At 50.5% G+C, this 14562-nt stretch carries 10 protein-coding genes; all 10 read right to left on the bottom strand.

All coding sequences use genetic code 11. The features are described 5' to 3' along the window. Window positions 1-374 precede the first annotated feature (374 nt). Entirely contained in the window at window positions 375-1196 is an 822-nt protein-coding gene (locus KI362_RS23450) for a TerC family protein (protein WP_301630739.1), read from the bottom strand. A 288-nt stretch (window positions 1197-1484) separates the two neighbouring features. Then, the gene (locus tag KI362_RS23445) at window positions 1485-2936 is read right to left on the bottom strand and encodes a serine hydrolase domain-containing protein (protein ID WP_301630738.1); all 1452 of its coding nucleotides are present in this window, start codon (window positions 2934-2936) and stop codon (window positions 1485-1487) included. Between the two features lie 28 nt (window positions 2937-2964). Beyond that, on the bottom strand, window positions 2965-3639 hold the full coding sequence (locus KI362_RS23440; RefSeq protein WP_301630737.1) for an oxidoreductase: 675 nt from the start codon (window positions 3637-3639) through the stop codon (window positions 2965-2967). Between the two features lie 183 nt (window positions 3640-3822). After that, complete coding sequence (locus tag KI362_RS23435) at window positions 3823-5886, bottom strand: beta-galactosidase (RefSeq protein ID WP_301630736.1); 2064 nt, start codon at window positions 5884-5886, stop codon at window positions 3823-3825. A gap of 15 nt (window positions 5887-5901) precedes the next feature. After that, window positions 5902-7053, bottom strand: a complete 1152-nt coding sequence (locus KI362_RS23430) for a glycoside hydrolase family 53 protein (RefSeq protein ID WP_301630735.1) — start codon at window positions 7051-7053, stop codon at window positions 5902-5904. Between the two features lie 19 nt (window positions 7054-7072). Beyond that, window positions 7073-7918 (bottom strand): sugar ABC transporter permease, encoded by an 846-nt coding sequence (locus tag KI362_RS23425; protein WP_044477154.1) that lies wholly within the window; start codon window positions 7916-7918, stop codon window positions 7073-7075. A gap of 4 nt (window positions 7919-7922) precedes the next feature. Next, window positions 7923-9296 carry a carbohydrate ABC transporter permease gene (locus tag KI362_RS23420; RefSeq protein WP_301630734.1) on the bottom strand — a complete coding sequence of 458 codons (1374 nt, stop codon included), beginning with the start codon at window positions 9294-9296 and terminating at the stop codon, window positions 7923-7925. Between the two features lie 45 nt (window positions 9297-9341). Continuing rightward, entirely contained in the window at window positions 9342-10682 is a 1341-nt protein-coding gene (locus KI362_RS23415) for an extracellular solute-binding protein (protein WP_301630733.1), read from the bottom strand. A 208-nt stretch (window positions 10683-10890) separates the two neighbouring features. Further along, window positions 10891-11883, bottom strand: coding sequence for a LacI family DNA-binding transcriptional regulator (locus KI362_RS23410; RefSeq protein ID WP_301630732.1), 993 nt, complete (start codon window positions 11881-11883; stop codon window positions 10891-10893). A 179-nt stretch (window positions 11884-12062) separates the two neighbouring features. Then, the gene (locus KI362_RS23405; RefSeq protein ID WP_301630731.1) at window positions 12063-13691 is read right to left on the bottom strand and encodes an alkaline phosphatase; all 1629 of its coding nucleotides are present in this window, start codon (window positions 13689-13691) and stop codon (window positions 12063-12065) included. Between the last annotated feature and the right edge of the window lie 871 nt (window positions 13692-14562).

Raw genomic sequence — 14562 nt, 5'->3', positions numbered from 1 at the left:
ATAGCTCTGATTGTGGAAAGTCCAATGGGTTGAGCTTACTTCTCATTATTTCCACAATTAACCTACGTAGTAGCAATTAGGATGTCGGTTTCGTTCATTATAACTAGACCAAGTACTTCCTTCCCTTTGATCAAAGGTACCGCATGGCTTATATTGGGAAACAGAGTTGATCCCTGCTATATCAAATGTTCGAATGTACAAAGAAACCGTCTCCTTGGTTTATGGTTGGGTGGTGCCTCCATTTTCCCAGAGAACGGTTCCTTTTTTTTGACAAAATGAAAGAGGGTGCCCCCAATCATTATGATGTCATCTTATGATCACTTTTGGGACGCCCTGACTTCATCATTTATTTGTTGGGATAAGGACCCTGATGATCAGGCCTGCTCCTTCACCCCATGAGTATCGAGCACGTCTTGTACCTTCTCAGGCTCTGCCTTATCCTTGGACAGAAACCAGCCGATCAAGGCAATAGATACCAGTACAATGTAGAACGTCAACTTCCAGCCGGTGCTCTTGGCAAAGCTCTCTGGAATAATCGCAAGAGCCGGATGAGAGAGAGTATACACGGCCAGCTTTACACCTACCCAGCCCACGATGACAAAAGCGGCAATTTCCAGACCCGGTTTACGATGCAGAAGGCCTACAAACAAATTCGCCGCAAAGCGCATAATGATCAGTCCGATAAATCCGCCGAGGAATACGACGAGGAATTGTCCCCCATCCATTCCGCCAATGCTAGGCAATGGCGTATCCGGCAGAACCACGGCCAAGGCTACGGCTGCGAGAATGGAGTCAACTGCAAAGGCGATGTCGGCTAACTCTACTTTTAGTACCGTCATCCAGAAGCTTGCCTTTTTCGGTTCTCTCACTTCGTCCATTACCACGTTCTCTGCAGGCGTGGCTTTCTTGATGAATACCTTGCGAATAATATGATTCAAGGAAATAAAGAACAGGTAGAGAGCCCCAATCGCTTGAACCTGCCATACGTTCACCAGGAACGAGATAACAAACAACGAGAGCAAACGGAACACAAATGCTCCGGCCAACCCGTAGAACAGTGCTTTTTTACGTTCGGCATCAGGCAAATGCTTCACCATAATCGCCAGTACAAGCGCATTGTCTGCCGCCAGCAGTCCCTCAAGCACGATCAGTACAATCAATACCCAACTGTACTCCATAAAGATAGATAAATCCATGCTAACACTCCTGTCCAATGTAGTATAATCAATCTTCTATATCAAAAAGGCCTTTACCTATTCGGTAAAGGCCCATAAAAAAGACCTTTGCCTCAATAGGCAAAGGTCTCGCTAACAACGTAACGTTGCCAATAAAGCCGAGGATCATGTCCCGTAATGACGACTTTACTGTAGCAGCTACTCCCCTTTGGAGTCGATTGATATGTCCTATCATAACATCTCTTTTGAATATATGAAAGTCCTTGATTCTCTAGAATTTAATTTTTTTGATATCTCTATGCCATATCCCTATGCAATTATAGTTCCCTTTATCGGCTCTGGTACACGGTTGTCGAAAGAAACATTAATCTTCAACTGAAGCTCTACTTCCCGCTCCAGGCTCCGGATGTCAATCGTGATAAAGAACGGCGTCTCGATCCGGCGAAGGGTCAAGACAAGCTTCTCGGGAGATTCCCGGATAAAGGAAGCCGCGATTCGCTCATGGACTCCAAATAATGAGGTGTTCCCAGGTTTCCACTCCTGCTCGCCCAACTCAATCCGATGTTCGCCCTGTTCGTTTGTAATATCCAACACAGCGACATGATCCCCAAAGGTAATTTGAAGCTGCTTTATGCCAAATTCATTTTCTTCCAGACGATAGCATGGAGTTCCGTGCCCGGTGTTCAGCTCAGGCTTCGGAGCTTTTCTTGGCGGGTCCAGCCGAAGGTCTTCGAGCTGATGTCTTAACTCTTCGCTCGTTGCCTCCGCTGCTACCGGCTCCGGTTCACCCACTATCCCGAACGCACCCAACAGATGGCTCCATACACCATTAAGCACTCCTTGAAGATCGTTGGTGCCGGCTGTAATGGCAATAACGGCATCCAGGTCCTCCAGAACGATACAGAACTGGCCGAACGCTCCGTCTCCCCGATATACCCCGTGTTGACAACGCCAAAACTGATAGCCATAGCCATGCGCCCAGTCGCTGTCTCCACCCGCTCCGTTCTCAATCTGCTTGGAAGTAGCCTCTTCGATCCACGCCGGACTCAGCAAGCGCTCACCTTGCCACATCCCCTTCTGCAAGTAGAGCTGGCCAAACCTGGCAATATCCTCCGTAGTAATCTTCAGACCATATCCGCCGGTATTGATTCCTCGCGGGCAGCTCTCCCAGGTTGGATTCATAATCCCCAATGGCTTGAACAGCCTTGGTTCTAAATAATGCAGCAGGGTCTCGCCGGCAGCCTTTTGCAAGATTGCCGACAGCATATAGGTCGCTCCCGTATTGTACATGAAAAAGGTACCCGGCTCGTGCTCCACCGGAAGCTTCAGAAACGCCCGCACCCAGTTTCCGTCAGCAGAGCTATGAAGCTCGTCCGTCGTATCTGCCGCATGTCCTGTACCCATCATCAGCAAATGCTTAATGCGCATCGCTGCCAGATTCGGAGAGACCTCCTCCGGCAAATCATCCGGGAAGAAGGAGATCACCGGATCCTCTACACTAAGCTTTCCCTCCTGTACCGCTATTCCGATGGCTGTGGAAGTAAAGCTTTTACTGAGCGAGAACAGCATGTGTGGAAGCTGCGGCTCATAGGGCGCCCACCAGCCCTCCGCCGCAACGCATCCATGCCGCAGCAGCATAAAGCTGTGAAGCTCAATTGAACGTGACTTCATCTCTTTGAGAAAATCGCTGACTTTGAGGGGGGATACCCCCAATTCCTCCGGGCTCTTTCTGGGCAATGGATTTAACACCTGATTAGACATAGCAAAGTCTCCTTCCGGGTATTTTTATTTACCTCTGACTTCCCAAGGAATGAATCGCTTTGGCCCCGTATGTAATCGTTCCCTCCGGGTTCTCCGCAGCAATGGCCAGCATCGCCTGCGCTACGACCCCTGCTTTGATGCCAAGCTGCGCCGGCACCGGCTTTTTGATCCCTTGGAACAAGCCGCGAACCACATTTCCGGATATCTTCTCCATGAGCCTGTGCTCCTCACGTTCACCAAGCAGCAAGGAGGGCTGGAGAATGGATAACGCCTTATAGCCGATGGATTTAAGCTGCTGCTCCAGTTCTCCCTTCATCTTCGAATACCAGATCTTTGACTTGGCATCCGCGCCTGCAGAACTGATTACCAGGAAATGGTGCGCCCCCTGCTCCTTGGCCAGCTTCGCCACCGTCAGCGGATAGGTTACGTCGATCCGGTACATCGCCTCGCGGGTTCGTGCCTTTTTGATCGTCGTCCCCAGACAGCAAAATACATCCTCGACGGCATAAGCCTCAGTAATCTCCTCCAATCGTTCGAAGTCGCTTACGACCTCTCTCAGCTTGGGATGACTGAATGTAATCGGTCTGCGGACGATAGCATAAACCGCATCATATTGTTCATCCCTCAACAATTCAGTCAGCAATTCGCGTCCAACCAGACCTGTCGCTCCTATGATCAGCGCTTTTTTCCCCAAATGACTCATGACGCACTTCCTCTCCCGATCACATCGCCGCGATGATCTGTTTCATATATTATATATCAGAAGAGACTACGGAGAGAAATCCGCCGGGCGCAACGACAACACCCCTGTCACAGCATCGGTTAACACGAAAGTATCGTTCCAATGGTCCATGACAAGGGTGCCTTCAATCAGAAATAGCTTATATTATGAAATTGGCTTTAAAATAAGAATACCGTATGGCTGCAATTCTACATTACCGTGAATCGAATGGCCCGAGTCCAGATTCCGATAGTCTTGATCCAGCTTTACTGTCTGGCGCTCCTCGGTAAAATTCATCACGAAAATATAATCCGTCTCTCCATCAGTTCTTGCCTGTACGGAGACTCCCTTCGGAAATTGGATCGCATGCGGGGGAGCCATGTTCAGCTCCTTCATCAAGCGGGCATAGAAGTCGTCATGAAACCTCGCTTCATTACGGGAGGCAATATAATAAGCCTGACCTGCTCCCCTGCGGTTAACGGTCACCGCCGGTTGTCCCTCGTAAAAGTCGGAATCGAACCGGGCGAGAACCTCGGCGTCAACAGCATGAATCAATTCGCAATAGTCATGCGACTGGTAGCGAACACCCTCGCTCGTTACGAAGTGCCGGACTTCCTTCGGATACAGGCTGTCCACTTCCTCGGCCCAAATACCCAGCAGCGGCTTCAAGGGCCCTGGAAAGCCCCCGCTGAAGACAAGATCGTGCCGGTCAACAATCCCGCTCATATAGGTGGTCACGAAGGTTCCGCCTTGCTCGGCGTATCGCTCCATTTTTTCCGCAAACCCTTCACGAATCATGTACAGCATCGGCGCAATGACCAGTTTATAGGTATTTACCGGTTTGTCAGGCGTAATCACGTCAACGGGGATTCCCGCTTCCCAGAACACCCGGTAATGCTCCTGGCAAGTATCGATATATTTCTTGTTCTTGCCGAAGCCTTGGGCATCAGCAAGCGCCCATTCCGTCTCCCAATCGAACATTATGGCTACTTCAGCCTTGACCGTGGTTCCCGAAATCTCCGGCAATTTTCCCAGCAGCTCCCCAACTTCAGCCACATCGGCAAAGACTCTCGTGTGTTCATGGCCGACATGGTCAATGACCGCTCCATGAAATTTCTCCGAAGATCCGCGGCTCTTTCGCCATTGAAAATACAGAATCGAGTCCGAGCCGTGCGCGACGGATTGCACCGTGGACAGCTTGTGCATTCCCGCCCGCTTTGCCTTATTGATCTCATGCCAATTCACCTGGCTTGGCGTGCTCTCCATGATCAGGAAAGGCCGCCCATCCTTCAACGACCGGTATAGATCGTTCACAAAAGCCACGTCTTTCGCCAGCGAAGCCGTGGACTGCCAATCATTGTGCCAGGCCGGATAGGAATCCCAGCTGACGACATCGACGGCCTTGGCGAATTCCTCGTAATTGAGTCCGGTGTCCGGCTTCATTAAAGGATAACTGCCCATGAAATTCGTGGTGACCTCGATATCCGGCGTAATTTCCTTGAGCGGCTTGACTTCGTTGTTGTAGAAAGCAATCGTTTGGCTCGTCACGAATCTTTTCCAGTCCAGATTCAGCCCGTGCACCTGGTCTTCCCCATGGGGCGCCGGTGATTCGATCTGGCTCCACTCCGAAAACGTATGGCTCCAGAATCCGGTCCACCAGGCATGGTTCAGCTTGGCGAGGTCATGGTCATATTGCTGCTTGAGCCAATTTCGGAACGCTTCTTGGCACAAATCGCAGTGGCACTCGCCGCCATATTCATTGGACACATGCCACAGGATGAGTGCCGGATGATCCTTATATCTCTCGGCCAGCATACGGTTTAGCCGCGCCGTCTTTTGCCGGTAAACCGGCGAGGTATAGCAATGGTTATGCCTTTGCCCATGCAAATTCCGGACCCGGTTCGCCCCTACCCGAAGCACCTCGGGATATTTCTCGCTGAGCCATGCCGGCCGGGCCCCGCTCGGCGTCGCGAGAATAGCATGCCCGCCGCGCTCCGCAATCCGGTCCATAATCCGGTCCAGCCACTCAAAGCGGTAAACGCCCTCCTCCGGCTCGATAGCGCTCCATCCGAAAATATTGACGGAGAACGTATTGGCATGCGCCAGCTCCATCAAGAGAAAATCTTCATTGATCACATCAGGAGAGTCAAGCCATTGATCGGGATTGTAGTCTCCCCCATGCAGCAGCCCCTTTACGCGGGGATGAATCGTCTTCCACCTTCTAGTCATCGCAAAGTTAGCTCCTTACTCGGACGCACCGTTTTTGAACACATTCAACGAATCCAGCGCATTGCCGTCAAAATCGAACATCGCCTGGTTAGACCAGTGATTCCCCATGTCCCCCATGTCGTTGCCGTATTTCATCCCGGCATAGCTGGCCCAGCTCGTTCCGGCTACTTGCAGCCAGGCTGGTTCCCAATAGACAATACCCAGTCCCCGGCCGCCTGAGATTCCCTTCATCGTCTTCATCAAGTCCCGCAAAAATGCCGCCTGGCCTTCCACAGACGCAGGATAGCCTCCGATTCGGGCCAAATCCTCTGTGAATATGGCTTCGCTGCCCTTCGGCTTCTCTCCGGTAAACCCGTACGAGGTCTCTACGACAAGCACATCCTTGTTATAGCGCTCGCTGATATCCTCCATGTTGAGCCGCAGGTCTTCCAGCGTACCATGCCAGAACGGATAATAGGACAATCCGATGATGTCGTAATCCACTTCATGAGCGGTGATCTCGTCAAACCAGCCCCGGTACAGGTCATTGGCTCCGCCAAAATCCAGATGCAAGATCACCTTGCCGTTTGGAGCCGGCAGCGTTTCTCTAGTCGCCCGCACACCTGCCTTCAGCAGCCGGGCAAGCCGGGCATAGCTATCCTTCTTCTCTTGCGGGGCCGTCTCCTGGAACCTCCGCTCTTCGAACAGATAAGAAGGCGTCTTGCCGTCAGGCCAGAGCATGCCGTTCGTAATCTCATTGCCGATCTGCACATATTCCGGCTCAATATCCTGATCCTTGAATGCTTCCAAGGTTGCTTTCGTATAGCGATAGACCTCATCCTCAAGCTGCTTTCCGGTCAAATCCTGCCAGGCCTTCGGCTTGGACTGCTTCTTGGGATCCGCCCAGAAATCACTGTAATGAAAATCCAGCATGAATTGCAGGCCGTGCTTCTTCGCGCGCTTGGCCAATTCGATTGTCATCTGCAAATCATTTGTGCCGCCCAGATAAGGCTCTTTGTTGTCATCATACGGATCGACCCACAACCGGAGCCGAACCGTATTGATTCCCTTCACGCTTAAAATTTCAAAGAGATCCTTCTTCTCCCCGTCCAGATAAAATGCACCGCCAAGCTCCTCAACTTCTTTCACCGTCGAAATGTCGGCGCCCTTCATAAAGAATTGCTCCATCGTTTTCTCTCCTCACTCTTTATCCTTTATCTCCGCCGGCCGTCAAGCCGTTGATCAAATATTTCTGCAGGGCGATATACAAAATAGCAATCGGGACAGCGACCAGTACGGCGCCCGCCGCGAACAGCGTAAATTCGTTTCTCGTCTCGTCACTGATCATGGAAAACAGACCGATAGCGACCGTCTTTTTCTCTTCGCTGGAGATCAGCAGTTTAGGTAAAATAAAGTCCATCCACGGCGCAGCGAACTGCGTGACCGCAACGAAGGTCAGCATCGGGCTCGCCAGCGGCAAGATAATCCGCGCAAAGATCTGCGTACGGGACGCGCCGTCGATGAGCGCCGCTTCGTCAAAGCTGGACGGAATCCCGTCTAAATACCCTTTTAAAAGCCATAGGTTATACGGCAGCTGCGCTGCGACCCCGACTACGATCAGGCCGGTCAGACTGTTCAGTAACCCGAAATTCAGGAACAGCATATATACCGCGATCGCGGTCAGAAAGGTCGGAAACATTTGCAGAATCAAGATGCTCAGCAAGCTGGCCTTCTTCCCCTTGAATTTGAATCTGGAGAATGCATACGCGCCCAAAGTTGATAACAGCACTCCGCAGACCATGTTGGCAAATGCGACCTTTAACGTGTTCATATACCAAATGGGGAATTTCGTATTGGTTAACAAGTCCTTATAGTTGTTGAAGGTCGGATTCGCAGGGATGGCCGTAGCGTTGGCCAGCCCTTTGGAGCTGCCGAAGGATGATCCGATAATCCAGGTGACGGGATAGATGATGATGACGGCCATGACGATCAGCTCCAAGTAAATCAATGCCGTCTTCCATTTCCCTGATGGGCTGTTCCGTTTGTTCTTCATACCATCATAGCTCCTCGAAGGTTTTCGGTTTCCTTAAATTCCATAGTGAGAATGTTCCGACAATGAAAAAGACGATGATGGACATAACGGCTCCCATATTGTACAGCCGGTTATCCAGAGTCAGTTTATAGAGCCAGGTGATGAGCAGATCGGTGCTGCCGGCAAAATTATAATCCGGATTCGCAGGACCGCCTCCGGTCAGGAAGTAGATCACTCCGAAATTATTGAAATTGCTCACAAAGGCCATCGTCAGCAGCGGCGCAGTCGCTTTGTAGACAATCGGAAAGGTGATGTTCCGGAACATCTGCCCCGATGTTGCGCCGTCAATGCGGGCCGCCTCGTAATAGCTGTCGGAGATATTCGTCAACGTGCCTCCGATCAGGGCCATGAAATAAGGGAAACCGAGCCAGAGATTGATGATGAGGGCCATAGCCCGGGCCAGCGTCGTATTGCTGGGATCCGTAAACCAATAGATTCTTTCGGAGGTTAGACCGATATCCACCAGAAATTGGCTGATTGGCCCGAACTGTCCGTTGAACATCGATTTGAATACCAGAGCAGACACCATGCCCGGAATCGCCCAGGGCAGAATATAAATACTGCGCCACAGCTTCTTGAATTTTACCCGAGGACTATTGATGATCACCGCTTGGAAAAATCCCAGGAAATACGTCGTTATTGTCGCTAGAATCGCCCAGACGATCGTCCAGCTCAATACGCCGAGGAAGGTGTGCATCCATGAGAATACCTGGGTGACGGTAATAAAATTGTCCAGCCCCACCCAATGAATCAGCTTTGTCGGCGGAATATTGTTTCTGCTGTAATCCGTAAAGGCGATCAAGATCCCGAAGACGATCGGCAGCAGACTGACGAACAGAAGCAGCAGTACGGTAGGAGACAGAATGATATAGGCATACATGGAGCTCCACAGCTCTTTAAAATACTCTGATGATTTTTGCCAAGCTCCCGTCCTCAGAATCGTCCTTCTAACCTTCACAGCATCGCGAATATTCCAAATATAGAAAAACAACAAGATCGCAAGGAACATAACAGCAATAATTCCGTTGACCATCAGCACAATCGAATGGTCGCCTTCCGACAGACCCGTGACTCCCATCTTGCGGGGCTGGGTGCCCAATGTAATGAGCCCCCATACCCCTTTCAGAAAGAATCCGCCATGCCCGCGAAAGGAAAATCCATTCTGCATGGAACCATAGTTCCCTGTTAAAAATTCAACACCGATACTTCCGGCGAATATACAGAAGAAAATAAAACCCTTGAGATACTGCCTGTTCAGCAGTTGTCCCGCTCCCCATATCACGGAGGAGAAGAGACCCACTATCCAAAGCGGAGCTTTTCGATCTGCTGTCCCGTTCACTTCTCCACTCCCTTATCTGAAGCCAGCATTGTCCGATTAATCGAATTAATCAACCAAAGCCCGCATTTCGTTATACTCTTTCGTCGCCTTTTGCTGTGCTTCTTCGACGCTCAACAGGTTGTCCCATACATTAACCGAAAGCGAGTCTCCGGAGGTATAAAGATACTCGGGGATTTGCGGCATGAGGTCCGCATTTTCGGATTGGGCGACGATTCCGGCGATATGCTCGTTACCGATAATGCCCTCCACATTGACCACATGCTCTTCATCCAGGGCCGGGATGGCTCCCGTCGATTGATACAATGCGGCCGCGCCTTCATCCGAAGCCATGAAATTCAAAAAGACTCTCGCAGCTGCAGGATATTTCGTATAACCGGACACCACGGCCACCGATAGTCCCGAGAAGGATGCCGCGTCTTCGCCTGCTGCCACTTTAGGCAGCTTCGCAACTCCATATTCAAATCCATTCTCCACCGCAGCTTTATCAAAGTCTGCGAACACCCATGGACCGGTTATGACATACGGCGTCTGACCCTTGATGAATTCGTTCTCGATCGAGTCGTAGGTTGCATCGGCGGAATTCACATTCCAGATGCTTCTTAGCCCTTTATAGTATTCAAGGCCCGCCTTCAGCTCAGGAGCTTCAAAGTTCGGATTGTCCAAGTCTCCGTCCGCGTACAGATGCCATCCCAAGGAAGACAGGACCGCATAGGAGTAGTAGATTTGACCCGCCTGGAAACGAATCGTCCACTGATTCTTGGCCGGATTGTTATAGGTTTGGGCGAGCTCGCTGATTTCCTCCCAGGTCGCAGCCGGCTCTTCGCTTCCCGTCAGCTGCTTTAGCAATGTTTTATTGTAGAAAAGAGCGATGGATTCCGTAGAGATTGGCGCTCCGTACATTTGTCCATCCCGGCTCACGACATTTACGAACTGTTCGGAAACCCGTTCTTTGATCTGCGCATCATAATTTCCGATAGGAGCAGCTGTTGCATTGTCGATTGCACTGGCCAAATCATCATGGTTCGTCATGAAGACATCCGCGCCTTTTCCGGCTTCTCCATCAAGCGCCATGCGTTCCACGCTGTCCACCTTCGCAACGATCTCATATTCGACCTTTACTTCGGGATACTTCTTGGCGAAGTCCTCCTGCAGCGCCTTTCCATAATCCTCATACTCCACCCATACTTTAAGCGGGACTTGTCCGGTAGCAATTTCTTCTTCCATCACGTACTCGTTGGTCTCCGCATTCCATTCGATTCCGCCGCCTTCTCCGTCGTTCGCAGCACCGCCCGAATTCACGGTATTGCCCGAGCCGTTTCCGCACCCGGCCAGTACAAGCATGCTTACCAGCAACAATGTCAAACTAAGTAATCCCCATCTTTTCATCTCTTTGCCCCCTGTGCAAAAAATAGTTACATTAGTTAGCGCTTACATCAACAAATACTATCATTATTTTAGTAAAACATCAACGAAAATAGATAAAATATTTAAGTTAAATTAGTAAAAACAGACTGGTTGATTTATCCTTTTTCGCCAATGAAAAAAGGGCAGCGAATGGATGATTCGACTGCCCTCCCGATGGCTTCAGCTGGATTCAGGTTGTGCTTTTTCTAACTATTAATTCGGAGTTCAAGTAAATTGTTTTAACCAAGGTTCGCTTGGCTATCAGCCTCTCCAGCAGCAGCGATATCGCATCCTTGCACAGTTCATAGATATCGATATGAAAAGTAGTTAATGGAGGCGATACATATTTCGTGACACTGATGTTATTCATGCTCAATACGCTGACCCTGGCCGGAATCGAGATTTCTTGTTCATTCAAGGCCTGTAAACAGCCTACGGCTATCGGATCCGCAGCGACGAAGAAGGCCGTCGGAAGACGATCCTCCAGCTTGCTGATCGCCTCGTGCATGAGCTCATACCCGTCATTTACGGAAAAATGCTTTCCGCGGAATATATAGGCCTCATTCAGCAAACCCAGCTTATCCATGTAATCCCTGAACGATTCCTCGCGCACGTCGATGCGCTCCTCCTTCGTATCGGGATCGATATCGACGCCGCCGATGAACCCGATGTTCTTGTGCCCTCCTGCCACATAGAAATCGATCGCCTTTCTGGTGATCCAGCGCAAGTCCGGCTTGACCGCATCATAATGATCTGGATCCGGCACGCTGTCGATGAATACACCGCTCGGCGTCAGCTCATGCAGGCGATCCAGCTCGCGGCTGGAAAACCGGCCTACAGCGATGAAGCCCTCGATATCCGGACGGATCGCCTCGATGCCGTCGCTGATCTTGTATGTAATGAGCTCGATATTCCGCTCCGCCGCCTGCTTTTCTACCTCGAGCCGGATCGATTTATAGTATACGTCCTCCAACTCCTCCTTTTCGGAGAACCAATAAAGGAAAGCGATGTTCTTGATCATCGGCTGAACCGTCTTTTTCCGGTATCCGATCTGATCGGCGATTTCAAAAATGCGCTCCCTCGTCTTTTCCGTGACCGACAGCTTGGGATCGCTGTTCAACACTCTGGAAACCGTTGCAATGGACACATTCGCCATCTCGGCTATCTGCTTGATCGTAGCCACGTTATCCCTCCTATATCGATTACCATGTTACACTATTCCAAGAACCAAGTAAATAAATCAGGTAAAATATTTTACTTTTCTTTTTCTACAAAATAGCACTTGGCTTCTGGGGCACGCAAAGACACCCCCCGCTAGGTTAGCGAAGGGTGCCTGTATCGGAATAAGCGGTGTAATCGAGATTACTTGATCAAATCGACGGCATCCTGCGGTACGAACAGATCCGAGCCATTAAAGACGTTAACGCCCTTGAGCGTCTTCTTGGCACCGTTCAGAATCGCGATATTTTTGTGAATTTGCAGCTCCAGCTTCGTGCTGCCTTTGGTGACGATCGCTTTCGGGTTCTTGGCATCATTCAGATCAAGCACAACCTCCGCTCCCTTAGCGGCAAAAGCTTGCTTGGCCGGTACGAACAATTGGCTGGATACTGCGTCAAGGTCCAGACCGAGTACACGAGCCATGTATTTGGCCACATCCGTATTGTCGATTACCCCGCTTGGACGGTCATTGGTAGGGGAGTATGCGTAGAGAACAACATCCCCGCCAGTATGTCCTCCTGTGGTCCAGCCAATGCCCGAACGCTTGCTGATCATCGGTCCAACCGTGTAATTCATACTGCCAGCTTTCGCATCACGAATTGCCTGAATTTCTTCGTTGCTCAGGTCTGTAATTCCGAAGTATTCTGCCATTACAGCTTGAATATTGGTGCGGTCGCTGTTCAGTTTGGCTTCCAATCCTTCTCCTGTCAGCTTCGCCCGCTTAAGCGGATCAATGAATGTAGAGAGAGGCTCGGTGTCATAGGTTCCAGTGGTCGAGCTGTTGCCAATGGTCAGTCCGCCATTGCCATGGTCAGTCACGGCAACCACAACGGTCTCGCCATCCTGCTTGGCAAAGTCGAGAGCGGTTTTAACCGCATCATCAAAGGCAAGCACATCGCTCAGGATACCGATCGGGTCGTTGGCATGAGCTGCCCAGTCGACCTTACTTCCCTCTATCATCAGGAAGAAGCCGTCTTCGTCCTTGGACAATACTTCAATCGCCTTGGCTGTCATCTCTGCCAGACTCGGCTGTTCAGCAGGGTTCCGGTCCATATCATAAGCCATAGCCTTGGAGGAGAACATGCCCCACAGCTTCGAAGAGCTGGATTTCGCCATGGCTTCAGGCGTTGTGACATATTCATAGCCGAGCGCCTTAATGGAAGCGATCAGATTGTCGCCGTCCGCTCTTCCTTCTGGAGACAAGTAGCTGCTTCCCCCGCCGAGCACGACGTCGACGCCGCTGTATACTTGCTGCTTGCTCAAAATATCATATTCTTTACGGCTCGGATAATGGGAGGTGAAATCCGCCGGAGTAGCGTGCATGATTTCCGAGGTCGCAATAATGCCCGTCGACTTGCCTGCCAGCCTGGCGGCCTCCAGTACCGAAGCTACCGGCTTTCTGGCATCACCGGGTGCAATCGGATCCTCTCCCGGCATGGTCGCTTCATCCGGCAAGACTCCTACGAAGCCGGTATGCGACTTGTGTCCGGTGGCCAATGCTGTTCCAGCCGGAGCGGAATCCGCAATCGGCGCATCAGCGGAATGAGTGCGCACCAGGCCGCTCGCAATTTCGTCCAGTGCGAGGTCCGATCCCTTATACCATCTGGCCAATGCCGTTGCATCGCTAGGCATGCCGTCAGGAATAAGGATAATCACATTCTTTATCTGCTTCGTCTCATTCGCTGCCTGGGCTGGCGAGATTCCGCCTGTCGTAATTCCAGCAGTAAGTGCAAGTGCAATGATTAGCTTCGTAGCGTTGCCGTACCTTTTCATCCTCTCCATCTCCTCCAGAACCATTGAAATTTGGTTGAACTTACATAGAGAGTGTAACCTAGAATTGATAACGACAAGCCAACCGGATGTAAAATTATTGTAAAATGGAGTCATTTTGGAGGTTTATGCCCACGCTCCATTCGTCGCGGTTTGCTGCAAGTGCGCAGCAATACGAGTACGCCAACAGCAAAAAAAGCCGACCAATGAATGATTCTGCGTTGCTGGGGGCAACGTGTGAAGTATGCTTACGATCGCTGTTGTTCGCGGATTTCTTTGATTGAGTAAAATCTGAAATTGTAGGAATCCACTTACAAAGGCGAACGCTTTCGCTTAATGCTTCCGAGGGAGCTTTCTTACAGAAAGCTTGTAACACTTCACACTTATGCCCTTATTACGCGGCTCTTGAGCTCGGCTTTATAGTACCGATTGCACCGCATTCCCTCTAAAACGCAGATGCATTCAAACAGTAAGTAGACAACCGTATCATTATTGGGGATACCCCCCTTTCAATAAGCCCGCAGAGCAAGACAATTCCAGCAGATTCTGCAAAATACCGACCAAGTACGCATGAGTGCACCTCACACCGAGCGCAGCTCCCAGCACGCGGTGTTTCGCAGTATGACGGATCGGTCTACTGCATGAAAATATGACTATTTCGCATCTAGTGAAAAAGTTACCTTAAATTCAGTTGAAATGATAGAAATGCGGATATAGTGAAATTTTTGTACTTAAAGTGGACTAAAACACGGGTTTGGCTAGCTACTGGCGATTTAAGGTAAGTTTTTTCACTAAATGTGGGTTCGAGCGTCGAATGAAGATTTTAAGGTAAGTAATTTCATTAAATCGCGACCGGAGGCGCGGTAGGTCATCG

Source organism: Paenibacillus apis (assembly GCF_018333295.1).
GTDB classification, from domain to species: Bacteria; Bacillota; Bacilli; order Paenibacillales; family Paenibacillaceae; genus Fontibacillus; species Fontibacillus antibioticophila.
This window is presented reverse-complemented; position numbering and strand designations above follow the sequence as displayed.

What these genes read in the sequence shown, in the direction of transcription:
- KI362_RS23425 (WP_044477154.1), bottom strand. Translation starts at nt 7,918, where the DNA reads ATGAAGAACAAACGGAACAGCCCATCAGGGAAATGGAAGACGGCATTG.
- KI362_RS23440 (WP_301630737.1), bottom strand. Translation starts at nt 3,639, where the DNA reads ATGAGTCATTTGGGGAAAAAAGCGCTGATCATAGGAGCGACAGGTCTG.
- KI362_RS23450 (WP_301630739.1), bottom strand. Translation starts at nt 1,196, where the DNA reads ATGGATTTATCTATCTTTATGGAGTACAGTTGGGTATTGATTGTACTG.
- KI362_RS23405 (WP_301630731.1), bottom strand. Translation starts at nt 13,691, where the DNA reads ATGAAAAGGTACGGCAACGCTACGAAGCTAATCATTGCACTTGCACTT.
- KI362_RS23430 (WP_301630735.1), bottom strand. Translation starts at nt 7,053, where the DNA reads ATGGAGCAATTCTTTATGAAGGGCGCCGACATTTCGACGGTGAAAGAA.
- KI362_RS23435 (WP_301630736.1), bottom strand. Translation starts at nt 5,886, where the DNA reads ATGACTAGAAGGTGGAAGACGATTCATCCCCGCGTAAAGGGGCTGCTG.
- KI362_RS23445 (WP_301630738.1), bottom strand. Translation starts at nt 2,936, where the DNA reads ATGTCTAATCAGGTGTTAAATCCATTGCCCAGAAAGAGCCCGGAGGAA.
- KI362_RS23415 (WP_301630733.1), bottom strand. Translation starts at nt 10,682, where the DNA reads ATGAAAAGATGGGGATTACTTAGTTTGACATTGTTGCTGGTAAGCATG.